22 protein-coding genes and 1 pseudogene are annotated in these 25,957 nt (G+C 38.9%); 4 read left to right on the top strand and 19 right to left on the bottom strand.

The features are described 5' to 3' along the window. From CCON33237_RS01840 to selA, 12 genes and pseudogenes are all read right to left on the bottom strand, one after another. Positions 1 to 1,143, bottom strand: a complete 1,143-nt coding sequence (locus CCON33237_RS01840) for an ABC transporter permease (protein ID WP_054196144.1) — start codon at positions 1,141 to 1,143, stop codon at positions 1 to 3. After that, positions 1,130 to 2,422, bottom strand: a complete 1,293-nt coding sequence (locus tag CCON33237_RS01835; protein ID WP_054196143.1) for an ABC transporter permease — start codon at positions 2,420 to 2,422, stop codon at positions 1,130 to 1,132. The genes CCON33237_RS01840 and CCON33237_RS01835 overlap by 14 nt, the downstream gene beginning before the upstream one ends. Then, entirely contained in the window at positions 2,419 to 3,798 is a 1,380-nt protein-coding gene (locus CCON33237_RS01830; RefSeq protein WP_054196142.1) for a Fe-S-containing protein, read from the bottom strand. Before CCON33237_RS01830 ends, CCON33237_RS01835 begins: the two co-directional genes overlap by 4 nt. Positions 3,799 to 3,849: 51 nt before the next feature. Beyond that, complete coding sequence (locus CCON33237_RS01825) at positions 3,850 to 4,371, bottom strand: iron transporter (protein ID WP_009294901.1); 522 nt, start codon at positions 4,369 to 4,371, stop codon at positions 3,850 to 3,852. Between the two features lie 20 nt (positions 4,372 to 4,391). Continuing rightward, positions 4,392 to 6,335 carry an FTR1 family iron permease gene (locus CCON33237_RS01820; RefSeq protein WP_054196141.1) on the bottom strand — a complete coding sequence of 648 codons (1,944 nt, stop codon included), beginning with the start codon at positions 6,333 to 6,335 and terminating at the stop codon, positions 4,392 to 4,394. A 316-nt stretch (positions 6,336 to 6,651) separates the two neighbouring features. Continuing rightward, a complete protein-coding gene (gene fdh3B / locus CCON33237_RS01815) occupies positions 6,652 to 7,212 on the bottom strand; it encodes a formate dehydrogenase FDH3 subunit beta (RefSeq protein WP_054196140.1) in 561 nt (186 codons plus the stop codon). 11 nt (positions 7,213 to 7,223) lie between these two features. After that, the gene (locus CCON33237_RS01810; RefSeq protein ID WP_234402274.1) at positions 7,224 to 9,878 is read right to left on the bottom strand and encodes a formate dehydrogenase subunit alpha; all 2,655 of its coding nucleotides are present in this window, start codon (positions 9,876 to 9,878) and stop codon (positions 7,224 to 7,226) included. A 60-nt stretch (positions 9,879 to 9,938) separates the two neighbouring features. Beyond that, positions 9,939 to 10,133, bottom strand: a pseudogene (locus CCON33237_RS09815) (hypothetical protein); the annotation flags it as partial. Positions 10,134 to 10,210: 77 nt separating this feature from the next. Beyond that, the gene (locus tag CCON33237_RS01800; RefSeq protein ID WP_004317725.1) at positions 10,211 to 10,417 is read right to left on the bottom strand and encodes a twin-arginine translocation signal domain-containing protein; all 207 of its coding nucleotides are present in this window, start codon (positions 10,415 to 10,417) and stop codon (positions 10,211 to 10,213) included. 280 nt (positions 10,418 to 10,697) lie between these two features. After that, positions 10,698 to 11,438: a thioredoxin domain-containing protein gene (locus tag CCON33237_RS01795; protein WP_054196138.1), complete on the bottom strand. Its 741-nt coding sequence runs from the start codon at positions 11,436 to 11,438 to the stop codon at positions 10,698 to 10,700. Positions 11,439 to 11,491: 53 nt separating this feature from the next. After that, on the bottom strand, positions 11,492 to 13,312 hold the full coding sequence (gene selB, locus CCON33237_RS01790; protein ID WP_054196137.1) for a selenocysteine-specific translation elongation factor: 1,821 nt from the start codon (positions 13,310 to 13,312) through the stop codon (positions 11,492 to 11,494). Further along, positions 13,309 to 14,634, bottom strand: a complete 1,326-nt coding sequence (gene selA / locus CCON33237_RS01785; protein WP_054196136.1) for an L-seryl-tRNA(Sec) selenium transferase — start codon at positions 14,632 to 14,634, stop codon at positions 13,309 to 13,311. Before selA ends, selB begins: the two co-directional genes overlap by 4 nt. A 154-nt stretch (positions 14,635 to 14,788) precedes the next feature. Here selA and CCON33237_RS01780 point away from each other — a divergent pair, with 154 nt between their 5' ends. From CCON33237_RS01780 to CCON33237_RS01770, 3 genes are all read left to right on the top strand, one after another. Next, on the top strand, positions 14,789 to 16,462 hold the full coding sequence (locus CCON33237_RS01780; protein ID WP_054196135.1) for a 4Fe-4S binding protein: 1,674 nt from the start codon (positions 14,789 to 14,791) through the stop codon (positions 16,460 to 16,462). Then, positions 16,455 to 17,168, top strand: a complete 714-nt coding sequence (locus CCON33237_RS01775; RefSeq protein ID WP_054196134.1) for a TorD/DmsD family molecular chaperone — start codon at positions 16,455 to 16,457, stop codon at positions 17,166 to 17,168. Before CCON33237_RS01780 ends, CCON33237_RS01775 begins: the two co-directional genes overlap by 8 nt. 128 nt (positions 17,169 to 17,296) lie before the next feature. Beyond that, a complete protein-coding gene (locus CCON33237_RS01770; protein ID WP_054196133.1) occupies positions 17,297 to 17,884 on the top strand; it encodes a DUF6803 family protein in 588 nt (195 codons plus the stop codon). A 31-nt stretch (positions 17,885 to 17,915) separates the two neighbouring features. Here the strand turns inward: CCON33237_RS01770 and CCON33237_RS01765 are convergent, their stop codons facing one another. From CCON33237_RS01765 to gltX, 6 genes are all read right to left on the bottom strand, one after another. After that, the gene (locus CCON33237_RS01765; RefSeq protein WP_054196132.1) at positions 17,916 to 18,605 is read right to left on the bottom strand and encodes an MqnA/MqnD/SBP family protein; all 690 of its coding nucleotides are present in this window, start codon (positions 18,603 to 18,605) and stop codon (positions 17,916 to 17,918) included. Then, on the bottom strand, positions 18,602 to 18,874 hold the full coding sequence (locus tag CCON33237_RS01760) for a barstar family protein (RefSeq protein ID WP_054196131.1): 273 nt from the start codon (positions 18,872 to 18,874) through the stop codon (positions 18,602 to 18,604). Before CCON33237_RS01760 ends, CCON33237_RS01765 begins: the two co-directional genes overlap by 4 nt. Further along, positions 18,871 to 19,377 (bottom strand): ribonuclease domain-containing protein, encoded by a 507-nt coding sequence (locus CCON33237_RS01755; RefSeq protein WP_054196130.1) that lies wholly within the window; start codon positions 19,375 to 19,377, stop codon positions 18,871 to 18,873. Before CCON33237_RS01755 ends, CCON33237_RS01760 begins: the two co-directional genes overlap by 4 nt. A 9-nt stretch (positions 19,378 to 19,386) precedes the next feature. After that, positions 19,387 to 20,013, bottom strand: a complete 627-nt coding sequence (gene upp, locus CCON33237_RS01750; RefSeq protein WP_004317747.1) for a uracil phosphoribosyltransferase — start codon at positions 20,011 to 20,013, stop codon at positions 19,387 to 19,389. Between the two features lie 83 nt (positions 20,014 to 20,096). Next, positions 20,097 to 21,350 carry a malic enzyme-like NAD(P)-binding protein gene (locus CCON33237_RS01745; protein WP_054196129.1) on the bottom strand — a complete coding sequence of 418 codons (1,254 nt, stop codon included), beginning with the start codon at positions 21,348 to 21,350 and terminating at the stop codon, positions 20,097 to 20,099. Beyond that, complete coding sequence (gene gltX / locus CCON33237_RS01740; RefSeq protein WP_054197371.1) at positions 21,347 to 22,726, bottom strand: glutamate--tRNA ligase; 1,380 nt, start codon at positions 22,724 to 22,726, stop codon at positions 21,347 to 21,349. Before gltX ends, CCON33237_RS01745 begins: the two co-directional genes overlap by 4 nt. 70 nt (positions 22,727 to 22,796) lie before the next feature. On the opposite strand from gltX, the gene CCON33237_RS01735 reads away from it, so the two are divergent. Further along, complete coding sequence (locus CCON33237_RS01735; RefSeq protein ID WP_021091056.1) at positions 22,797 to 23,627, top strand: peptidylprolyl isomerase; 831 nt, start codon at positions 22,797 to 22,799, stop codon at positions 23,625 to 23,627. A gap of 92 nt (positions 23,628 to 23,719) precedes the next feature. On the opposite strand, the gene CCON33237_RS01730 is transcribed toward CCON33237_RS01735, so the two are convergent. Continuing rightward, positions 23,720 to 25,816 (bottom strand): TonB-dependent receptor, encoded by a 2,097-nt coding sequence (locus CCON33237_RS01730; protein ID WP_069174573.1) that lies wholly within the window; start codon positions 25,814 to 25,816, stop codon positions 23,720 to 23,722. Between the last annotated feature and the right edge of the window lie 141 nt (positions 25,817 to 25,957).

Below are 25,957 nucleotides of genomic sequence, written 5' to 3'. Positions count from 1 at the left end.
TCATTCTCCTCTTAATGTATCTGCCATTTTGTTATTAAGTGCCCGTTTGATCGGATAAAATGCTGCGATCGCTGCAAATAAAAGCGATATTATCACAGCTACTGGGATGCTTAAAATTCTAAAATCAATACTAGAATCAAATATCGCATAACCTAAAATTTGAGCTAGTAAATATCCTAAAAATGCACCAACTAATGCTGAGATGAGCGCTGTCACAAATGTTTCAAAACCAAATAGATTTAGTACATCTTTTTTGCTTGCACCTATGGCTCTAAGAAGTGCGATTTCCTTTGAGCGAGAGAGCAAGATAGCACTAAGCGTTGTGTTTACGCACATTGAAGTAATGAGCAAAATAACAAGGCTAACAAGTGCCATTAATAGCTTTATTTTCTCCAAAATATATCCCTCAGACTTTGAGACCTTTGCCACTGGTTTTGCAGCTATTTCATCATTGCTTATAGTCTTTGCGAGCGATGTTATCTCATAAAAGTTACCAAGCACAACAGCTTCAGCATAGTTTATTTTGCCAGCTTTATTTGAAATTTTTTGAGCCAAAGATAGTGACGTGATCAAAAGTGCATCCTCTTTATCGCCGCTTGCGACTACGCCTTTTATCTTTACATTTATGCTCTCATTTGAGCCAATGGCACGAATTTCTATATCATCGCCTGCTTTAAAGCCAGCCTGACGAGCTAGATCGACGCCTATTAGCACGTTTTTATCGTCAAAATCGACATTTATCATCGTTCCATCTCTAACATCTAAAAATGGTTTAACTTTTTTTAGATTGCTAAATTTTGTTCCCATGACGATAGCGTTTGTTGGACCGATATTTGCCTGAGCAAAGAGATAACCGCTCTCACCAAGAAGCTTGTCTTTTGGCACTTTAGCGATCATTTCATTGTAAGTTTTTTCACTCATATCATCACTTGTAGCCATATCTTTTGGAGCAAAGATCATATTTGCACCATAAGTTTTTAGCTCACGTGAGACCTTTGAGTCAATGTCAAGATAGACATTGACAAACGCAGCACACACGCATGCTCCAAGTAAGATAGAGATCACGATGACCATCACTCTTGATGAGCCGTTTTTTAAACTTTTATAAATTGTATTGTAAAAGAATTTGCTATTTGCGGTCATATAGCACCTCCGCAGGTAGTAAATTTATGACGTTTCTCATTGGCATTAGCGAGCCAACGACTGAGATAAGCAGGGCAAATGCCACGCTGATTGGCAGCACGATCCAAGCTATGCCTATACCGTGAGAAAATATGATGTAAGACATCGCGTAGCTTAGCGCATATCCTAAAAATGCTCCAGTGATGCCCGCAAAAAATGCAACCACAAGGCTTTCGCTAGCAAAAAGGGCGTAAATTTCAAAGTTACTTGCGCCTATGGCTTTTAAAAGACCGATCTCTTTCTTACGGCGGTAAATTTCACTTGTCATTAGCGACGTTATACCGATAGCTGAGACTACAAGAGCGATGATGCTAACAATGCCCATTAGGCTTTGAATTTTCTTTACAATGTTACTCTCTGCATCGCTTACTTGAAGGCTTGCCTTTGCGCTAACATTTGGTAAATTTTCTTCTATCTGAAATGCGATCGAGCCAGCGTAGGCTGAGCAGTACCATTTATCGTACTCTGCGCTATCAAGATTGTCTAAATTTCTTCTTGCTTTTAACGATAGGTCATTTTCTGGGATCGTCATAGCTGAGACTTCAGCCTTTGTATATGAGCCAGCGTGACCTGAAAGATCTCCAGCAAGCTTTAATGAGCCAACTAGCTTATGCGTCTCGTCACTAGCTCCTTTTAAAATTCCAACTATTTTAACCTCTCTTGTACCATTTTTGCCCACAAGGCTAAGCTCGTCGCCAACCTTTAAATTTTTAGCCTTAGAAAGTTCTTCGCCAACTAAAATTTCATCCATACTTTCATCTTTTGGCCAAACACCCTCAACGCCCCAAAATCCATACAAGCTCTTAACGCCTGTGCTAAATTCTGGCTCATCTTTTAGACCGATATTTTTATCAAAATAGGTTCCTTCAAAAGCGAATTCAATTCCTTTTTCATCTTTAACTTTTGCTTCTAAAAACGGCGCAAAAGCAACGATATTGTTTCTCCAAAAGATCTCTTTTATCTTGTAGATATCAGCCTCTGGGAGTAAATTTTGTGATTTTAGTGGAGTGAAATTTTTACCCTCGATCTCGATGCTTAAACTCTCACCGCGCGGTAAAACAACGATATTTGAGCCATATCCTCTAAGCTCGGTTGCTACTTGATCGCCGATTTTTAGCGTGATATTTAGCATGCAAGCTATCAAAAGAGCAGCTAGCAAGATAGTGATAAAGGCCATCGTCTTTTGCACCTTTGAGCCCGTGATCGAGCTTTTTATCATTCTTAGTTGCATATTTTTCATTTTAACGTTCCATTTGTTTCTACATATTTTTCTGGATTTGCTTCAAATTTCGCCTGAGTTTCGTTGCTCTCAAAGAAATATGTGCGTCCGTAGTATAAATATGATCTTGAATCAAGATTGCTCACCTTTTTGCGACTAACTGGGTCAAGCACCATCTTTTCGACGACCTTGCTAAAGTAGTTTGCCCCTGCGACGATCGTTTTGTAATCAACTATGATATTTTTACCATCAAAGGTAAATGCCATAGGGATCGGGTTACAACCACCCTCTTTGCCAACTGACGGTAAGAAAATTCTGACGTTACAAGAGATGCAGATAAGGTCGTTTCCTTTCTTGATATAGCCCATGTCGCCGCAGATCATACACGAGTCAAAGACGATGACTGGAGATGGGCGGTCACTAAAGCGGTTTAGTAAGAAAAATCTTATCTGTTTACCCTCATCTGTGATGTAGGCAAATCTGTGAAGTTCATTATCTTTTAGCATATCAACATCAAATATAAATTTATCTCCCACTGGCTCAACCAAGACCGGCTCTGAAATTTGAGGTGGGCGAGATGCGTAAAGATCAAAATAAAGTGAAAATCCAAGCGCTATTAAAACGCTGCAAAATGCAAATTTTGCATTGTCAAAGACATTTTCTCTAATGGCTTTTGTAAAGCGGTATTTGATAGAGCCAAACGTGCTCTTATCGATACTCTTTGGCACAAAGCAAAGCGCGATGATGCATAAAAGAAGAATCACTACTATGTAAAAATAGGCACTAAATTCTGTGACGTAGATGCCTTTTGCGCTGATAGATAAAATTTGAGAATTTAGCTCGCTACTTATCTTTAAAGCGCCTGCACGTAAAAGCTCAAGTGCAGTTTGTGAGCTTCTATCAACTAGTAAAAATACTAATGTGATAAGAGCTAAAATTTTAGCTATTGATGATGGGATGCTTGCTTTTAAATTTGAAATGAAGAAAAATAAAAATAGTATCAAGATCATCGCAAAGATCATCAAAAAGAAGCTTATGACTGAAAGCGTGTCAAGCAGTTCGCCACCAAATAGTGGGAATAACACACTGCTTGAGCTATAGCCAAAGCCAAAGCCGATGCCTAAAATAAAAAACGTTACGATTTTTGCTATCTTAAGCTCGAAAAATATCCATAAAATGCTAATGAGTAGAAAAACCAGTGTCACAGAATCTATGAAAATTTTAAACTGGTCATCAACAAGCGCATGACGAGCAGCTTTAAAGATAAGTACACCAGCAACAACACCAAGAAATGACGGTAAAAAGATCGTTTTTAAACTTTTGCCATTGTTATTTAAGGCAGCAAAAAGCGTAAATCCAAGGAGGGCTAAAAAGACCTGATAGAAGTAAATTGACATAACTAAACCCTATGAGAATTTTTAAAAAGGGGCGAGAAAGCCCCAAAGTGATTATTTAACAGGACCACCTGTCCATTGAAATTTATAAGTTGTTGTGAAAGGCTCAAACCATTTACCAACACCAGTCTCTTTGTCAGCGTGGCGACCAAAGCCTTGTTTTTCTGGATTGTCGATGTGAAATTTAAGCTCATAGTTACCAACACCTGTATCCATTTTTACGTTAGCGCCGTAGTGTGGGCCATCACTTGCAACCATCGGCATAAATGTACCTTTTTTAGTTTTACCATTATCAAGGTTTTTTAGCTCATAGTTGATCTTTAGATATGGGATCCACTCGCCTTCGCCAAAGCCGTTTTTGTTGCCTTTTACAGCGTGGATGTCAGCTTCTAGGTGAAGATCAGCTAAGCTTGGAGCTAGATCAACGCCTTTTGGCTCCATGTCGATTGGCTCAAGATAAACAGCAGCTATCTCCATGCCATTAGCCTCTACAGGCTCGCCGATTGGGTGCTCTCCAGCAAGTGCAAAACCAGCTGCTAGGCTAAGTGCTAGAGCTGAACTAAGAATTTTATTCATATCCTCTCCTTTAAATAAGATTAGTTTTTATTTTGTTTTGATTTCATGATAACAATGCCTATAATTAGGGCAAGCACCATAATGATTTGAGGTACTAAACTCTCGTAATATGGCATAAGTCCTAGCCAGTCTCTCATCCAGTCAGGGAAATTTAGTCCTTTTATGATAGTTGGGATGAAAATTTTGCCCTCAACTAGCTCGCCAACGCCCTTGCCAACAAAGACGATCGACATGTAAAAGATGATAGCTGATGTAAATATAAAAAATTGCTTAATAGGAATTTTAACAGCGAAAATTTTAAATAAGAAATAGACTATTAAAAGAACGATAAGACCTACGACAAAGCCAGCTGCGATCATTGAGTAGCCAGCTGAGTCTTTTGCATCAAAGATAAGTGCTTGATAAAATAGCACTGTCTCAGCGCCCTCTCTAAATACCGCTAAAAATACAGTCCACCAAAGCGCCGTGCTTGAGCCACTTGAGATAGACTCAGATACGTGAGATTTGATGTAGTCGTTCCATTTTTTAGCGCCAGCATTTGAAAGAAGCCAGAAGCCAACATAAAATAGAAGTCCCACAGCAACAAGCATCGTGATGCCTTCCATAAGCTCTCTTTTTTGACCTGCTGCCTCGCCAAAGATGATGTTCATTATCCAAGCCATGACAAAGCTTAAGATGACAGCCACGCCGACTGAGCTATATACGACCTTGCCCATTTGTTTAGCATTGCCAGTTTTTACAAGATATGCAACGACGGCTGCAACGATGATAAGAGCCTCAAAACCCTCTCTTAAGATGATAGTTAGTGCCCAGATAAATAGCGTCCAAGGTGAGCTTGAACCGCTAGTTTTCTCAAGTGCAGCTGCTAGCTGAGATGACATCTTGCTTGCACTCTCTTCAAGTGTTTTTTCGTCTGCACCTGATTTCATAAGGGCTACAAGGTTACCAAATGTAGCTTCGATAGCTGTTTTTAAATTTACATCTATCGCACCTACTTTGTTCTCCATGCCGCTACCTTCAAACTCATCAAAGTAGATGTCTTGGATATCGCCCATAGCTTTAGCACTATTGCCACCTTTGTAAAGCGCGATGGCTGCTTGAATTTTGTCATTTATGTTTTTAACAGTTTGAGTGTAGTCTGTGCCACTATCTTCGCTGCTATCGCTAGATACTGCACTGCTCATATCAACTTTTGCTAGTTTTACTGTTTCAGCTGGAAGTTTTGCAACGGCATCATAAGCTAACTTTTTGATCTCTTCTAGCTTTACTTTAAAGTCATCTTTGCTTATGCCATTTGTGATGCCACTGATCGCTTCACCCATCTTTCTTTGGATGTCAGCATCTATGCTTTTGCCATTTTCTATATATTGGCGAACGGCGATTTCAAGTTGAGTGTTTCTATAATCATTAAATTTAGCATCTTGGATAGAATTTTTAGCATCATCTTGTTTATCGCCCTCGTAGCTTGCTATAGCTTTATCTAGAGCAGCTGATAAATTTTCAAATGCCACCTTCCACTCAGGGATAAATTTAGAAGTGTCATAGCCACTTGCAGCAGCTTGTGCTGGGCTGTCTGAGTACTCACCAACAAGCTTATGACCATTTAAAATAACTGGCAAAACTTCAGCGATTTCGCTATTTATCTGATCTATTCTTTTTTGCACATCATCTGGTGCTTCGCCAGCTTTTATCGCCTTTCTGATCTCGCCAAACTGTTTCTCCATAGAGTAAGCTTTTTTCTGACCTAAATTTATTCTGATGCCAGCTTCGACATCTTCAAACAGACCAAAATAAGCATTTTGAGTATCGCTAACTGCTTGCTCGACGTTGCCAGCTCTATACTCTGTTATTACTTTTTGTAATGACTCTTTTATCTGAGCTGCGACTTGTGTATAGTCGTCATTTTTTGCCACAAGCCAGATAGGCAGTAGCATGATAAGCATAAATTTAAAAATTTTATTCATTAATTAAACCACCTGTGAGATTATTTTAAAGTGAAATATTACCAATGCTTTACTTTGATTAAAATAAAAACGATTATCATAAAAGAATGTAAATTGAAAGTATAAATAATATTTTTTACAATCTAATAATCAACTTTACCTAAATTTAGGGCTTTAGAGGATCAGAGTAAAATTTCATATCGGGATAAAAAAGTTATATATTTTTGATAATTTCAATAGATAAGAAAAATTATTGATGAAATTTTAGATTATAAAAATCATAAAAAATAATTTAAATTTTATAAATTTAAAAGGAGAGCAAGCGCCCTCCTTAGTGTTATACGTTTAATCCTGTATTTCTTAGCATAACGCGTTTGCGGTATACATTTGACACATCGGCTGCATCACCAACCAAAAGTGCATTTGTAGCACAAACTGCCGCACACATAGGTATTTTACCCTCAGCCATTCTGTTTTGGCCATAAAGCTCTCTCTCTTCGTGCGAGTTTGTTGGCTCTGGACCACCTGCACACATAGTACATTTATCCATTACACCTTTTATGCCAAATGCTCCATCTTTAGGGAACTGTGGTGCACCAAATGGACAAGCATATAGGCAGTATCCACAGCCTATGCATTTATCTTTATCGTGAAGCACGATACCATCAGCTCTAATGTAAAAACAATCTACTGGACAAACTTGCTCGCAAGGTGCATCAGTACAGTGTTGGCATGCGATGGTAGTCGAGACCTCTTTACCTTCTATGCCATCATGAAGCGTGATGACCTTTCTTCTATAAATTCCAACCGGAAGCTCGTGAGCAGAAGAGCAAGCTACTTGACACCCATAACAACTAATACATCTATTAGTATCTACGAAAAATTTCATTCTTGCCATTTTATCTCTCCTTACTCTTTACCAGTGGCGTCTCTCTCGCCATACTCATGGAAAAACGATTTTGCAAATTTATCTTCTTCAGCCCTTTCTATGCGGCATAGGCCCGCGTTAAACTCTGATATTTGAGTAACAGGATCAAATCCGTAGTTTGTGATCGTGTTGGAGCTCTCGCCGATAACATAAGGCTTAGTGCCCTCTGGATAGCGATCTGAAAGATCAACACCTTGCATAACACCAGCAAAGTTGTAAGGCATACAAATTCTATCTGGAGTTACCATATAGCTGTGATAACATCTCACTTTTATCTTCGTACCTTGTGGACTGTGGATCCACATCATGTCGCGGTCTTTTATGCCGTGTTTTAAAGCAAGCTCAGGGTGAACGTTAGCAAACATCTCAGGTGTAATAGCTGAGAGATATTTACTCGTTCTTTCGATCATACCAGCACCACTTAGGTTTACGACGCGTTGAGTACTAAACACGATAGGGAACTCTTTTGACCAGTCTTTTGCTTGTTGCTCTGATTTATATTTAGTAGCAACACGGAAATTTCTAGCCTGATCTTCAAATGTTGGATACTTTTGAACAAGATCCCAGCGTGGTGAGTGGATAGGCTCTCTATGTTTTGGAATAGGATCGAGAAATTCCCAAACAATGGCTCTAGCTCTTGCGTTACCATAAGGAACAACGCCTTTTTCACGACATTTTTCAAAGATAATACCACTATAATCCATGCTCCAGCTTGGTCCCATCTTAGCTTTCTCTTCTTCAGTTAGAGTTATGCCTAAGACTTTTTCTATATTCTCTTTTGTGATTTGTGGGTAGCCACCTTTTATGGCTGAGCCAACTAAAGTTGCCTCTTCGCTAGCTAGCTGACTAACGCCGTTATGCTCTAAGCCAAAGCGGTTTCTAAAGCCAGAGCCGCCCTCTGCATAAGACTTACTCATATCATAAAGTATCGGTGTGCCAGGGTGTTTTTCATCCCATGCTGGCCACGGCTTGCCGTAGTACTCACCTTTTACTTCGCCACCAAGACCCATTAGTGTATCTGGGTCAAATTTATCCCAGTTTGCTTGGTGACGTCTAAACATCTCAGCAGTTCTGCCGCCATAACCGATAGAATTTCCAACCCTTGCTATCTCATTTGTTGCATCATCTGGCCATACAAAGTCATCTTTAACTTGTTTTAGCTCTCTATCTACAACAGCCATCTTCATGCCTTTTACATATTCATCGTAAAAGCCAAATTTCTTAGCAAATGCAAACATTACTTCGTGATCGCCCTTGCTCTCATAAAGTGGGTCAACGACTTTTGTTCTCCACTGACCTGAGCGGTTTGTAGCGTTTAGGTGACCTTCATTTTCAAAGGCAGTTGCCACTGGCAAGATATAAACGCCATCTTTTCTATCTGAAAGGATAGAAATTTCATTTACAAATGGCTCAGCAACTACGATCATATCTAGTTTTGAAGCTGCTTCTTGAATTTTAGCTAGGTGCGCCATAGATGTAAGGCCAGTTCCTTGAACCCAAAGAACTCTTAACGCGCCACTGCTAAAGGTATTTTCCTCTTTTAAGACGCCTTGCCACCATTTTGAAAGTGACCAGCCTTTTTCATTTCTCCAGTTTCTATCCTCTGGATTTTTAGGATCGTGGTAGTAATACTCTTCAAAAACAGTGTTTTTAACTGGTGTGCCACCTTGTTTTGGCTCTTTGGTTGAGACTGCAAAGCGTTTTACAAACTCGTCATAATCAACGCCCCAGCCTTGGCAGTAATACTTCCAAGCTGCGTCAGTTAGTCCGTAATACATCGGCAAGCTATCTGAGAGGTTACACATATCGGTTGAGCCTTGAACGTTGTCGTGACCACGGATGATGTTACAGCCGCCACCTGATTTGCCCATGTTGCCTAGGATTAGTTGCAAAATAGGTAAAATTCTCGTATTTGAGCTACCAACTGAGTGCTGTGTGATACCAAGTGCCCAGATCACTGTGCCTGGTTTTGTGTGAGCTAGGATATTTGCAGCCTCTATCAGCTTATCAACTGGCACACCTGTAACGTCAGATGTGACCTCTGGTGTCCAGTGCTCAGCCTCTTTTGCTATCTCGTCGATGCCGTAAGTTCTATTTTTTATAAATTCTTTATCTTCCCAGCCATTTTTTAAGATGATGTGGATAAGTCCATAAACAAGCGCTATATCTGTGCCTGATCTTTGTCTTAGGTATAGATCAGCGTGTGCGGCTGATTTTGTAAAATTTGGATCAGCTACGATCACCTTTGCGTTGTTTCTATCTTTTGCTTGCAAAGTGTGCTTCATACCGCCAACTGGATTTGCCACAGCTGGGTTTGCACCTATTATAAATATACATTTTGAATTTGCAGCCATATCTCCAAAGTGGTTTGTCATCGCGCCATAACCCCAAGTATTCGCCACACCGGCGACTGTTGCGCTATGTCAAATTCTTGCTACGTGGTCGTTGCTGTTTGTGCCCCAAAACGCAGCAAATTTTCTAAAGTAATATGCTTGCTCGTTGTTAAATTTCGCAGATCCTAAGAATATAACGCTATCAGGACCGTCTTCTTTGCGGATCTGAAGCATCTTATCGCCGATCTCATTTACAGCTTGATCCCATGAAATTCTTTGCCATTTGCCATCAACTTTTTTCATAGGATATTTGATGCGTTGTTTGCTGTGTGTAAGGTCGATCTGATCGATACCTTTTGAGCAGTGTGAGCCTTGAGATATCGGGTGAAACATCGCCATATCTTGACGAACCCAAACACCATCTTGTACCTCAGCCTCGATACCACAGCCTGCTGAGCAAATAGAACAAATAGTTCTAACCTTTTTTGAGCCAGGGAAAGGATCTTTTATCTCCTCTGCGCTAGCGTGTCTTATCGTATCATTTTGTCCAAAAGCCATTGTAGTGCCTGCACCTAGTGCGGCTAGCTTTAAAAATGAACGTCTTCCTATACGTGCATCACTCATGGTTATCTCCCTTAGTATGCGATTTTATAGTAGGTTTCCCAGTTCTTGCTTTTTTTATAAAGCACCTCTTTTTTGTTAGACTTGCCTACGACAACGCCATTGTCATCAGGAGCCAAGTCATCGCTAGTCACTTTTGCTACGGCTGAGACTGCGAGTACTCCGCTGGCAGCACCGACTTTTAGAGATTTTTTAAGAAAATCTCTTCTTGATCCTTGCATTTTTTCTCCTTATGCCTCAAAAATTTTTGAGAAATTTGGTTCATTAATATGTAAAATTTGCATATTTAGAATTTCTAAAATATCGCAAATAGTCCATTTTAGGGCATTTTAGTACCCTAAAGTTAAACTATGTAAATTTAGCATATTTATAAGTTAAGCAAAGTAAATATAAAAGTTTAATTACGAATGTTAAGTATTTATTAAAAATATAGTTAAATATACTTTAAATTTATGAAATTTATTTGTAGTAGAAATTCTAGGGAGATCTCCCTAGAAAATGTTATTTTAGATCGCTTTTATTTACGATAAATGGCACTGATCTAACGCCAGCTGCAAAGTATTTTTTGCGGAGATTATCGATCTTTGCGACATCATCTTTGCTAACGCTCTTATCATCTACATTGTAGTCTTCAGCGTAGTATTTTCTTAAAATTTTAACCTTATCGCTGTCACTCTTAGCAGCTTTTGCATCTTTGTAGATTAGCGAGCTTTTTTGAAGTGATGAGATGTCATGCACTGGAGTTAGGACGATCTCAACGTTGCTATCTTTTAGTGTTGTCTCGATCTTTGCTAGCTCGGCTCTACAATATGGGCATTCAGGATCTGAAAACATGATAAGAGTTGGCTTTTTGCTATCATTGCCAAGAGTTATAACATTTGCTTTGTCTTCATTTTTATAAATTTTAGCTAGTGATTTTACTAAATCAAGTGCTGCTTTTTCTGCGATTACCTTTTTTTCTTCAGCCAAATAAGACTTTTGCTCCTTTAAATTTACAACATCAGGAAACATAAGATCGCCCTTAACAAAAGTCACATCTTCTTGAGACATATCCCCTTTGCTAAATTTTAAGCTTACTTTTTCTATATCATCTAAAATTTTAGTGCGTTCTACGACTTTTACATTAACACCATCGATATTTTGATTTTTAAAAACTTCTGAGTAAAAATCTTCTATTTGTTTATCACTTGCTGCAATTAGACTAGTTGCTGCAATAATAGAGGCCAAAACCACTTTTTTCATTTTTTTCCTTTTTAAAAATTTGGCGGATTATATTTGCTTTTTGTAAATGAATACTAACCACGAAAGACTCTATCATTTCCTTGCTTCATTATGTCACTCTCAAGGTCAAGTTGCTCAAGATAAGCGATTACATATTTTCTACTTAAATTTAGTGCATCCTTGGCGTTTGTGACATTTACAAAGCCTTGATTTTTGATGATCTCTCTTAGTTTATCAAGTGCCATTTTTAGCGAATTTCTAGTAATAAAAAGATTATGCTCCAGCCTTACAACTCTGCCCATTGCAGTTAGCTTTTTAAGGGCATTATCACCACTTAACCTATCTATTTCCAGCTCATCATATATATTATAAGGTGCTGTTGGAGCTAGCTTTCCGCTTTCTAAAATTTCATAAATTTTCTCTTCAAGCCTTACTTTTAGTTTGCTTATATCAACGCCTTTTTTTGTATAGACGCCATCATTTTTAGAGATTAAGTTTATACTTTCAAGCTCATCAAGTGCTTTTTGAGCCAAATTTTGACTAGCCCAAGCAAGCTTTAGGCTTATACTTTGAGCTGAGAAAACGGCAAATTCATTTTTCTCTATCATAAATTTAACCACAGATTTTATCCGCTCAATCGCGCTTAGATCGTAGATATTTAAAGCTTTTTCATCGACAAAGACGTTTGAGACTTTTTTAGCCACATTTACGGCCTCTTCGTGACTTAGTCCAAACCTTTGATAAGAAGAGATTATGCCAAAGCCATTTTTGTGGGCTTCTTTAAGTATAGAAAATGCTCCAATGAAATCATGCTTTAAAAGTGCAGCCAAAAAGAGAATTTTGCCAGCTTTTTTTAGTGGCTCAAGCACAGGATTTAGCACTCTGCCACCGCCTATCACGCGTGCATCTGAGATAAGCACAAATGCCTCGTCAAATTTCAAAAACATATCGCTTTGAAATTTAAAAGTAACAAAGTAGCTATCATCTTTTTGGCTAAGGATTAGCACCTTTGCAGGCACATTTTTAGCTCCTACGCAAAAGGTTACGCTTTGCGAGTGAATGAGATTTTTAGCAGTTACGACCGCATCAACCTCTCTAAATCCTCTAAAATAGCCTTTTTTACTAAGTAACTGCCCTTTTTTTAACTCATTAAGCTCAATTCCTGTCAAATTTAGCGCCACACGGCTGCTAACCCCTGCATTATCTACAAATTTATCATGGCTTTGCACGCTTCTTACTAGCACCTCTTTACCAGCGTCGTAGTTAAAAAGCTTCTCATTTTTATTGACACTTCCCTCTATCACAGTCCCAGTTACGACATTTCCGATACCTTTTAGGCTAAAGACCCTATCGATGTAGTATCTAAAAACGCCCTCCTCATCGCGCTTTTTGGCTTTTAGTGTAAAGAGATAGTTTCTAAGCTCATCGATGCTTGCCTTATCCTTTATGCTAACGGCGAAAATTTCTAAAATTTGCAGGTTTTTAAATTTAGAAATTTCATCTCTTATCTCTTTTTTTCTTAATTTTATGGTGGCAACATCAACCAAATCGCACTTTGTAAGCGCCACGATCACAGATTTCACGCCAAGAAGATTTAAAATTTCAAGGTGCTCCAAGCTTTGAGGCATAAGCCCGTCATTTGCCGCCACCACAAACAAGCACGCGTCAAAGCCGTACGCACCACTTATCATCGTTTTTATGAGATTTTCATGTCCTGGCACGTCGATAAATGCGATATTCTCATCATTTTTACTTAAATTTGAAAAGCTTAGATCGATCGTTATGCCACGCTTTTTCTCCTCTTCAAGATTGTCCCCTTCAAAGCCGTTTAGCTCCTTTATAAGCGCGGTTTTGCCGTGGTCGATATGCCCTGCTGTTCCTATTATTAAACTCATTTTTCTTCCGTTTCATTTATTATTTTTATTAGCGTCTCTACGTCATCATCAAGAAGCGATCTAAGATCGAGCATAAATTTGTTATTTTCTATGCGGCCGATCACCCTTTTTTGCCTAAATTTTAGCTCGTTTAAATTTGCGTCGCCACTAAATGCAAGCGCCACGCTTGGGATCTTTTTATTTGGCATAGCACCACCCCCTACAAAGGTCGAAGTTCGCACTATTTCAAGCGGAGTTTTTAGGCTTTTATTTATAAAATTTGCCAAGCTCTCAAGCTCTTTTACGCTTTTGTGAAGCAGTTTTTGCGTTGTGATTAGCTCAAATTCTTTGTTTAGATAAGCTTTTATGCTCTCAGCCAAAAGCGAGATGATTACTTTATCGACGCGAAGCATCCTTAAAAGCTGGTTTTTCTTAAGCTTTGTGATGAGCTCTTTTTTGCCAACAATGATGCCGCACTGCACCGCACCAAGCAGCTTATCACCGCTAAAGCTAACCAGGGAAACATCTTTTAAATTTTTTAGATCTGGCTCGTTTTTGTCTAGATTAAACGGTAAATTTCCATAAAAACCGCTGCCAAGATCAAAATAGTCTATTAAATTTTGCTCACGCGCTAGCTTGCTTAGTTCATTTGCCGTGGCTTCTTCGCTAAAACCAACTATGTCAAAATTTGAGCGATGAACCTTTACAAGCATCACCGTATTTTCACTAATTGCCTCTTCGTAGTCTTTTAGCTTAGTTTTGTTTGTCGTGCCAACCTCTTTTAGGATGCAGCCTGCATTTGCCATCACCTCAGGCACTCTAAAACTACCGCCTATCTCGACAAGCTCGCCTCTACTAACGACTACCTCCCTGCCCTTTGCAAAGGTATTTAGCACCAAAAATACAGCGCTTGCGTTATTATTTACGACGATAGCATCCTCAAAGCCAAAAGCTCTTGCTATGAGTGAGCCTATATAGTCATATCTGTTGCCACGACTACCCGTTTCTAGGTTATATTCAAGATTAGAATAACCTGTGATAACAGGTGTCGCTCGGCTTAAAATTTCTTTATCTATAACGCTTCTAGCGAGGTTTGTATGTATGGCAACGCCGGTTAAATTTAGCACCCTTTGAAGGCTGGCTTCGTTAAATTTATCATACTCATCTAGGATCAAATTTATTATCTCTTCGCCACTAAAGCTTGCGTTTTCATTTAAAATTTTAGCCCTTACTTTGTCTAAAATTTGTCTTGCTAGCATTGTGACTAAACTCACATCAAGCCCCGAAAATGCTTCGTTTTTTATGATCTTATCAACTTGTGGGATATTTCTTAAATCGTTCAATTTGTGCTCCTAGTAAGTTAGTTTTACCAAGCCGTGATTTTAACATAAAAAATATTATAAATTAAACCTTAGAGCAAAAAGGAACATATAAAATTCAGAGTCCATTAATCCCATTAATATTAAAATAAGCCTGTTTTTGATAATAGGAGAAACAATGAAAGAATTTGGCTTTTATAACGATTTTGACGATGCTTTGATGCTAAATGAACAAATAGAGATCAACAACGAAAATGGCGACTATCTTGTCTCTAACTCGCCAAAGCTAAAAGCAAATGTCATCGCACCTGAGATAAATTTTTACCTTAAAAATACAACCGCAAGCGTCTTAGAAAAAGCCAAAAACACGCTTTTGCTCTACGAGGCAAGAGCTAGTGCCTTTGACATGGCAAAGGATGTCGACTACGAAAAAGAAGTCGGCAAAAATGTCGTAATAGTAAGCAACTCAGGCCGCGAAGAGCTAGCAAATTTACTAAAAGAAAATGGTTACAAAGTCATTGAGCTAACGCACTTTGAAGTAAAATTTTTATACGGTGCGGCTGGCGAGTTAAGTGTTTTGGTGCTTAGAGCAAACGACGAATTTGAAGTTGATTGCGACTTTTTCTTGGTTGAAAACGCAAGGGACTATATGCTAAAACAAAGTGGCTGTTACGAGATAGCAGGGCTTAAAGATGAAAAAGTGCTTGAAATTTTAAATGCAAAAAGCCCAAAATTTAGATACAAAAGCTTTACACAGTACGACTCGTCAATATGCCAGTATCACGAGCGCAGGACTGAAATTTGTGGGCGTTGTGCCGAAGTTTGCCCAACGGTTGCGATATTAAAAGAGGACGAGACAAAGCACCTTGTCTTTTCGCAGATAGACTGCACAAACTGCGGAAACTGTATCAGCGTCTGCCCTAGCGGCGCACTTGATTATACTCTAATGCCACAAAGCTCATTTACCGCTGTGGCAAAGCTTTATAAAGGCAAGATTGCACTCATTGTGCCTGAAGAGATAAATTTAGAAGATCTTAGAGTTAGCCTACCAGAAAATGTCCTACCTTTTGCCATTTCAGCTGCACATTTTCTAAGCCAAACGCACTTTTTGACACTCCTTCAAGAAAGTGGTGCGAGTGTGATTTTATTTAGCAAAACTCTTGGCAAAGGCGAAAAAGACGCCATTAGCATCTTAAATCAAATTTATGAGCTTAAATTTAAAGAGACCGCGATCTACCACGCAAAAGACAAGGCTAGCCTTGAAAATGCGCTAAAAAAGGCTAAACTAATTGATGGCTCACAGCATTCAATGACAGAATACGCGCTACCAAAGAGAGAAATTTTTGCCAAAAGGCTTGAGTTTATCGTAGGAGAGAGTGATCTTGGCGTCGTAAAAAGCGGCGAGATGATAAGATATGGCGAAGTCACGATAAATGCTGACACCTGTACGCTCTGCCTTAGCTGTGTTGGAGCTTGTAACGTAAGCGCTTTGATGGCTGATAAGAAGACAAATTCGATTTTATTTAACCCAAGCATTTGCACCGCCTGCGGCTACTGCGAGCTAAGCTGCGCCGAGAAAAACACCATCTCACTTGAGGTCGGCAAGATCGCTCTTAAGCCTGAGTTTTTCGTTTATAGCGAGCTTGCACACGACGAGCTATTTGCCTGCGTGGAGTGCGGAAAAGAGTTTGCGACTAAAAAAGCAGTCGAAAAGATCGCAACTATAATGCAACCAAGATTTGGCAACGATAGGGTTAAGATAAAAGCGCTTTACTGCTGTGCTGACTGTAAGGCCAAACTAATGGTTCAAGCCCAAATAAACGCGATGAAAGAGGATTTATTAAATGGATAAAAACATCATAAAAGCAAGATCATATTTTTACGAATTTCTAGCATATCCTATGTTTTTTTACACAAATGATGAGAAATTTTCAAGGTGGAAAGAGCAGTTAAGATACTTAAGCGCAAATCCTTTAAGTGAGGATAGTGATGCTGCATTTAAAAATTTAGATAAATTTAGCTTTGAAGAATTTTCAAAAGAACAAAATGATGTTCTTTTTGGCTTTACAAATATCCCTTTAAGTGCCTCATTTTATGAAGAGGGCAGAGATAACGGAGCAGCTAGGCTTAGGGTTATTGAATGTTTAAAACTAAGCCCATATAGACGTGATAGCGAGCTTTGCAAAGACAGCGAGGACTACGTTGGATTTATATTTTTAGCAATGGCTACATTTTTAAAAGATGAGTTTGATGATGCAAAAAATATTAGCAATAAGCTATTTTCTGAAACTTTAAATTTATTTGTAGATGAGTTTTCTCAGCTACTTTCAGCTCACAAAGAGGCAAATTTCTTTCGTTCGTATGCGATCATCTTAAAAGACTTCATCGAGCTTGAAAGAGCGGTCTTAAACGTAGAAGCACCAGCTAAACCAAAAGGCGATAGTGTCGCTATGGCAGCTCTTAAGAAAGAGCCATTTCAAAGCAAGATGCCAACATTTAAAACCAAGCTTCACTGGGAAGAATTTTCTCCAGTCATTTCACACGAGTTTAAAGACTAGCTTAAATTTACTCTTAGCCTGGCTAGGAGTAAATTTAACATCCGCTTAAATTTGCTAATATTCTTGATATTTTATAATTATTAGCAATTTGGTAGTAAATTTCTTTAAATTTTTACAAAGGATTTACAATGGTAATGACACACTACATGGAGCTTTTATCGCTCGATCAACCTTATAACCTAATCCTCTACATGGTGATACCTATGGGGCTTGCGGAGCTTTTAGTGGCGATGGAGTTTTTTACGATGTATCACATGGATAGCGGCAAAAATGCTGGCTTTAAGGCTATTAGTAAATTTGTTGGCATAGTGCTTGGGGTCTATTTTACAGCTCTTGTAATCTATTTTATGGCAAAAATTTATCCAAGTATAAAATGGCGTGGATATGCCGATGTTATAGCTATCTACTCATATCTCATCGGCGTCATACCACTTCTTGGCATCGCGCTTTTAGAGCTAAATTTGATCTACAAAAACGCAAGCGAAAAGGCAAAGCTAAAGCTTCATTTTTGCCTACTCATATTCTTCTTGATCGTCGGACACGTCGCTATGATATTTGGCATGGTTGATCCTACCATAACAGGCTACAAGGCTAATGATGGCGCGATGGATATGCATATGAATATGCCAGCAGATATGCCGATGCACGATCACCACAAGATGATGATGCAAAATATGAGTGAAGATAACTCAACTAATATGCATATGCACCACTAAATTTTATAGCTTCTTGGCAACTACTAAGAAGCTATAAAAATTTAATTCTTTTTGCTGCTTTTAATAATCTATTTTCTTTAAAAAATTTTCTGAGTGATTTTTGCTCTTTTGGACCGATCTTGTAGCTTATAAATCTAAGATACCACTTGATATCTTGCTCGCTTATGGCGCGACTTTTAGCGTACTGGGCTAAGATATAGTTTGGGATCTTTATATTTTTTTGCAAAAATTTTGCAACCAACCTTTTATAAAACGAGCCGTTTTTTACGTAAGAAAATCTACCAAAAACAAATGGCAAATTTGTCTTTTCGTGCCAAATTTGACCAAGGTCGTAAAAGCACTCTTTGCCCTCGCTTAAGTATGCTTTTAGCGCCCTGTCACCTATGATCACCTCGCCATTTAGATTAAGCACCTTGGCTAGGGCATTTGAGCTAGCTGAGGCTGGGTCAAATTTCATATCTGAGTTTTTGCGAACAAGCACGCTTTTGACATCTTTTTTGGCGACTATTCCAAAATTTAGCTTCTTTAAATTTGACTTTTTGCTAGCTATACTTGAGATCACCGCAGCGTCGATCTTTCTGGCATTTAGCGCCCTATTTAGCTTACTTGGCACGCCCTTTTTAAACTCGATCGCCTTTTTTATCTGAGAACTTAGTGGGGCTGATTTTAAAAATACGTGAAATGGGAGTAAATTTAGATAATCAATCTTTCCAAATATCATTTTTCATCTTTTACAAGCTCAAATTTAACCATCTTGTTTTCGTTGCAAACATCGCGAAATAGCAGGGCTAGGCTCTCTTTTGTACTATCATCCAAAGAATTTTCATTTTTTAGCTTTATAAATGTTGGCTCACTTATCTCGCAGAGAGAGTCAAAGAGTGCGTCTAAATTTCTGCCGTAGTACTCTGGTAGCTCAAATTTCTTGGCAATATACTCATGCATTTTTTCTTTTTCAAGCATCTTTTTGGCATCTAAGATCACGCTTTTCATTGCATCCTCTTCTCATAAAGCAGGTAAAAATGCTCGTAGTGATCAGGCGTGTAGTAGATAAGCCCGTCGTTTGAGTATAAAATTCTCTCAGCGCCGCGCCTACCACCATTATAATTTACATCGCACTCAAACCACTTTCTACCATCAGCTTCTGGCAGCCTCTTTTCTCTGTTTGAAAATCTATCTCCGCCGATACTTTTGCCGCCGCTTATCTGCCATAAATTTCCGCTTTTTGCATCCCAGCCAAGTTCAAGTGCCTCTTTTTTGGTTATGAAATTCTTTGGTAGCTTGTTAAATTTATAGATATAAAGTGCGACCTCATCTTTTGAAGTGTACGAGCCATTTTCTGCGAGGCTCTGGCTCTTTTGTCCCTCTTTGTTTAGCTGCTCAAGTAAAATTTGAGCGTTTTTGTTCGCCTCGTCGCCCTCTTTTGAAAAAAAGAAGGTGCCAACGATGATAGCGATGACAAAGGCAACTAGGGCTGGCAAAAGTCTTTTGTTCAAATTTAGCCCTTAAAGTGTGTTAAAAACTCTATCGCCAGCATCACCAAGACCTGGAACGATATAGTTTTTCTCGTTTAGTTTCTCATCAATCGATGCCGTATAGACCTCGACGTCTGGGTAAATTTCGCTAAATCTCTTTAACCCCTCAGGTGCGGCGATGATAGAGATAAATTTGATCTCTTTAACGCCCTTTTCACGCAAGAATTTGACCGCATCTATCGCCGTGCCGCCAGTTGCAAACATAGGATCGATGATGATCGCCATGCGCTCTTTTGCGTCTTTTGGAAGCTTTGCGTAGAAAAACTCAGCCTGAGCGGTCTCTTCGTTTCGCTGAAAACCCAAAAAGCCCACACTCGCATCTGGGATGATGGTAAAAACACTATCAAGCATACCAAGAGCAGCCCTTAAAATAGGACATATCATCACCTTTGTAGTAAGCCTTTTTGCATCTGCTACCGCAACTGGGGTTTGGACTTTGACATCTTTTACCTTTAAATTTCTAGTCGCTTCAAAGATCATAAGATAACTGATCTCATCAACTAGCATACGAAACTGAAAAGGTTGGGTGTTTTTATCACGTAGAATGGTTAATTTATGCTCAATCAGTGGGTGCGAGATGAGTTTAACGTTTTGCATTTTTTATCCTTAAATTTACTGTTTTTACAGGGTTTATCTTTACAAAATGCCAAAAGAGTTTAGCCCAAAAATTGGGCTAAAATTTAAAATCCTTTTGCAAGCTTGGCTTTGTAAGCCTCAACATCAAAATCTTTTACTCTCGCTACACCATCTTCAACCGCAGCTTTTGCAACTGCTGGAGCAACTGCTGTTAGCACACGTTTATCAAATGGTTTTGGGATGATGTACTCTTTGCCAAATTTTAGCTCGCTAACACCACTTGCTTTTAAAACTTCAGCTGGTACTGGCTCTTTTGCAAGCTGCGCAAGCGCTCTAGCTGCAGCCATTTTCATATTTTCAGTGATCTTTTTAGCCCTAACGTCAAGCGCGCCTCTAAAGATAAATGGGAAACCTAGCACGTTATTTACTTGGTTAGGATAGTCGCTTCTGCCTGTGCCCATCATAACGTCACTTCTTACAGCCTCAACGTCCTCTGGATAAATTTCAGGCACTGGGTTTGCCAAAGCAAAGATGATAGGCTCTTTATTCATTGACGCAACCATCTCTTTTGTAAGCACACCAGGCTTAGAAAGACCTAAAAACATATCAGCACCCCTCATCGCATCAGCCAAAGTTCTATCCTCAGTTTCAAGCGCGAACTCTACCTTTTCAGGCGTTAGGTCTGTTCTTTTTGAGTGAATGACGCCTTTACTATCTATCATCACGATGTGTTTTGCGCCAAGCGCTTTATACATCTTCGCGCACGCTATGCCAGCCGCACCTGCGCCGCTAACTACGATTTTTATCTTAGATATATCTTTGCCAGAAATTTCCATCGCATTTATCATACCAGCGCTTGTTATCATCGCTGTGCCGTGCTGATCGTCGTGCATGACTGGGATATCGACTGCTTCTTGAAGCTTTCTCTCGATCTCAAAGCACTTTGGAGCACGGATATCTTCTAAATTTATACCGCCAAATGTCGGAGCAAGAGCCTTGCAAATCTCAACGATCTTATCAGGATCATGCTCGTCTAGCTCGATGTCAAAGGCATCAACATTTGCAAATTTTTTAAATAAAACTGACTTTCCTTCCATAACTGGCTTACCAGCGATAGCGCCGATATCGCCAAGTCCAAGAACAGCTGTACCATCAGTGATGACGGCTACTAGATTTGCTTTATTTGTATATTTATAAGCTAGTTCATTGTCAGCTTCTATCTCTTTGCAAGGCTCTGCAACGCCAGGCGTATAGGCCATTGAAAGGTCTCTTGATGTCTCGCAAGGCGTCTTTACCTTTATCTCGATCTTACCGCCTATGTGGTAGTTTAGTGCTTCTTCTTTAGTTACATGTGTCATTTTTCTTCCTTTAATAAATTTTGTATTCTATTTTTCGTCTCGCTACTGCCCACTACTTCAAGCACTTCAAAGATGCTTGGGCTCACGCTTGAGCCAGTTAGCGCTATTCTTAGAGCCTGAGCTAGGTCTTTTAGCTTTAAGCCATTTTGCTCTAAAAATTTATTAGTTAGCTCCTCGTAGCCCTTAGCGTCAAGGTCACGGTCTAAAATTTGAGCAAATTTAGCCAAGATTTCTTTGCTATTTTCATTTATAAATTTAGCCCAAGCTTTCTCATCGTAGCTTTTTGGAGAGTTGATGATCGCATTTGCGCTATTTGCCATTTCGATTAGTGTCTTTGATCTCTCACGGAGCGAATTTAGAAGTAGCTCACCCTTTACCAAAGCCTTAAAATCCACGCCAAATTCAAGCATATCTTGTGCTAGCCTCTCATAAGGCAAGGTCTTGATGTAGTGAGAATTTAGCCAGTCAAGCTTTTGAGCGTTATAAGTGCTTGAGCTTTTGTTGATATCGTTTGGATTGAAGTATTTAAGCATATCTTCAATAGTAAAAATCTCATCATCGCCGTGGCTCCAGCCAAGACGAACGAGAAAATTTAAGAGCGCTTCAGGCAGGTAGCCCATCTTTTTATACTCCATAACATCAGTTGCGCCGTGCCTTTTGCTAAGCTTTTTGCCATCCTCGCCGTTTATCATAGCGACGTGATAAAATTTTGGAACCTTAAAGCCAAGTGCCTCGTAAAGAACGATCTGTTTTGGGGTATTTGAGAGGTGATCATCACCACGGATGACGTCTGTTACGCCCATTAATGCGTCATCTATTACGACCGTGAAGTTATAAGTCGGTGTGCCGTCACTTCTAGCGATGATGAAGTCATCTAATATGTCTTCAACCTTAAATTTAACCTCGCCTTTTATGCCATCATGTATGACGATCTCGCCGCTAAGCGGGGCTTTTATACGGATGACTGGCTCGATGCCAGCTGGAGGCGTGCCAGTAAAATCTCTATATCTATTATCATATTTTGGGCGCTCTTTTCTAGCCTCTTGGCTGGCTCTAAGCTCCTCAAGCTCATCCTTGCTCATATAGCATTTATATGCTTTGCCTTCTTCAAGTAGTTTTTTAACATACTCTTTGTAAAGATCAAACCTCTTTGACTGATATGTCACTTCGCCGTCGTGATCAAGCTTACACCAAGCAAATGCCTCTTTTATGGCTTGCGTGGCCTCTTCTGAGTTTCGTTTTAGGTCAGTATCTTCGATACGAAGTAAAAATTTTCCATTATTAGCTCTTGCATATAAATAATTATAAAGGGCTGTCCTAAGTCCGCCTATATGTAGGTATCCAGTAGGCGACGGAGCAAATCTAGTAACTATCATTTTGTGCCTTATTTTTATGTTATAATTGCCCAAAATTATATTTACTAAATACTTAAATAAAGGTTTTATTATGAAAAAATTGCTCTTTTTGGCTGCTGGCATGCTAAGTGCTTTAAATTTATATTCGGCTCAGATGATAAACGGTATCGCAGCTATTGTAGAGAACGAACCAATCACGCTTTATGAAGTTTATAGCTTGAAAGAACAGCTAAGAGCTAGCGAACAAGATGCTTTAAATTTACTCATAAGAGATAGGCTCGAAGATGCTCAAATAAAAAATTTAAACATTAGTGTAACGCCATTTGAGCTAAACGATAGAATCGAATCGATCGCAAAGCAAAATGGCATGACAAATTCGCAGTTTAGAAGCTCTATCCAAGCTCAAGGCATGGACTTTTTGGAGTTTAAAAACAACATAGAAAAAAAGATGCTTCAAGAAAAGCTTTATAAAAGCATCTTGGCTGAAGCTGGTAAAAATGTAAATGAGCAAAAAGCAAAGATGTATTTTGATGCTAATCCTGATAAATTTAAGGTCTTTAGCACCGCTAGAGTCGTAGTTTATAGAGCAAAAGATCCTGAGCTACTTGAGGCTCAAAAGACAAGTCCGAAGCTGCTAGACGGCGTGCAAACACAAGAGGTTAGTTTGGACTATCAAAGCATAGATCCAAGGCTTGCTGCGATCATCTCAAGCACAAATAACGGTGACTACACACAGCCTTTGCAAGGGCCTGACAGCTTTGATATGTTTTTAGTAAAAGAGAAGATCGGCTCATATACTCCAAGCTTTGCAGATGTTAAGGATAATGTTATAAACGAGCTTTATCAAGGTGAGCAAGAAAAACTTATGGCTGATTATTTTGACAAACTCCGCGCAAAAGCAAAGATTCAAATTTTAAGATAACTTCAAATTTAGCCATCCTTGGTGGCTAAATTTCTCCAAATTTCACATGACAAAAGATTACACCGCCAAAGAGAAGGCGGTGTAAATTTTAGTTAAAAAGTGTAGTGCATATTTAGCATAAACGATCTCTCGTCGCCCGGTCTTGAATCAGAACGCCAGTATTTTTTATTTAAGATATTATTTATTGCCAGTGTTATTTGAGCGTGTTCATTAAAGTTATATCCAGCACTTGCATCAAGCCTTACAAAGCCGGGCAAGTGTTGATCGGTTACGCTTGTTTTAGTTACTTCGTAACTATATCTTTTAGAGTATCCTGTTACGCCACTTTCGACATACCATTTATCGTTTTTAGCATATCTTAAAAAAACATTTCCCTGCCAGTTAGTTGTATTTTTTAGACTAAGTTTTTCGTTTAATGGATTTGACTTATCACTTGCGATAATAGCTCTCATATATCCAAGAGAGCTACGCAAGTATAAATTCTCATAAATTTGACCCAAGATGTTTAGCTCGATACCGCGGCTGCGCTCCTTGCCGCGAACTGCCCATGTATATGGATCATTTTTAGAATCTGGTTGGTATCTTATATTATTATGCTCGATCTGAAATATCGCAAGATTTGAGCTAAATCTATTATCAGCCCATGTGCTTTTTAAGCCGATTTCGTATTGCTCGTTATTTTGTGGTTTTAGATCAAGCATCGTTGTATCGCCTGTACTTATACCTATATTTCCGCGACCACCATAAGGGGCAAAGCTCTTTGAGTATGAAGCGTATGCGGTATGCTCTGGCAAAAAATCCCACAATAGGCCAACTCTTGGACTAAAAGAATCCCCTTTATAGCTATTTGTTTTACCATTTATGTCTCTTGTCTTAAACTCATAAAAGTCAAACCTGCCACCAAGAAGTAGCCTATATTTATCATCTAGGCTTATTAGATCTTCTAAAAATACTCCATTATTTATAGCTTTGTGTTTGTTGTCTGTCGTAAGCGGCATGTAGCCCACGCTACCCCAACTTAATCTTGATGCGTATGGATTTATGGTTACATTTTTTGCTTTGTCATACCAAAGCCTTGGATGGCGAGTTTCTACGCTGTTGTCATATCCAAAAGTAAGATTATGCTTAAATCTTGTAAATTCAAGCTCTTTTGTAAGTGTTATAGCATTTGAGAGCGTGTCATTATCGGTTTGTTGTTTAGCATAGTTTTGCTTTAATCTATTTCCAGGCATGATGGTACCACTAAAATAATGATCAAAATTTTGACTAGCTTTTCTGTATCCAAAAACCCATTTTAAATTTATATCCTTTACTAGTTGCGCATTTAGCTCAGTACGGAAGAAATGAAGCTTATCTTCAACAAAGTCTCCATCGTGAGAAAATCCCTTTGTATAGTCGATACCAAGTTTGTCATAGACACTTTTTGTTGGCATTCTATCAGGTACGCGCCAAGCATTATCATATGTGTATTGCGCCTCAAAGCTCACCGTTCCACCATCATTTGTCACAATAATACTTGGACTTATCATAAAATTTTTATATTTTACGCCCTCTCTCCATGATTTTCCACGCTCCATATCAGTCGTTAGTCTTGCGGCTAATTGATTATTTACTACATGATTTATATCAACACCACCGCCATATCTGCTCCAGCTACCAACCCTGCCTGAGAGCTTGTAAACAGGCATAAAATTTGCCTTTTTACTAACCAAATTTACAACCGCACCGCCGTCACTTCTTCCATACAAGATCGATGCTGGTCCTTTTAAAATTTCAACTCTCTCAACATTTGCTGTACTGCGTCTTATCTGGCCAGAGTCTCTAACACCATCTCTATATATATCACCGCCATCAACACTAAAGCCTCTTATCCTGATGTTCTCGCCTCTCATATCATAGCTTGCATCAATACCAGCATTTCCTTCTAGGATACTTGAAAGATCGTTTGTGCCATAGTTTCTATTCTTTTGTATATCGATATTTTCGATAGTTTGTGGCGTCTCTTTGTTGCTGAGTCCATTCCTATTGATATCCGCGCTATCATACGCGATATAACCTTTTAGGGTATTTTGCTCCGAGATACCTTCCACCTCGATAGTTGGTAAAACAACTGAATAATCACTGTTATTTGTATCTAAAGCCCACAGCGAGCTAAAGATCAGTGATGAAGCAAGTATACTAAACTTCATAGAATTCCTTTAGATAAAATTAAAATCGATATTCTATATCAAAATAGCTTAAAATATTTACTTTATATTGATGTTTATTAATTTTATCAATTCATTGTTAAAATTTTAGTTCGATTTAGAATTATCGTTTGCCATATCTTA

The sequence above is a fragment of the Campylobacter concisus genome (assembly GCF_001298465.1).
GTDB lineage: Bacteria > Campylobacterota > Campylobacteria > Campylobacterales > Campylobacteraceae > Campylobacter_A > Campylobacter_A concisus.
Note: the sequence above shows the minus strand (reverse complement) of the source record. Positions and strands in the feature narration are given on the sequence as shown.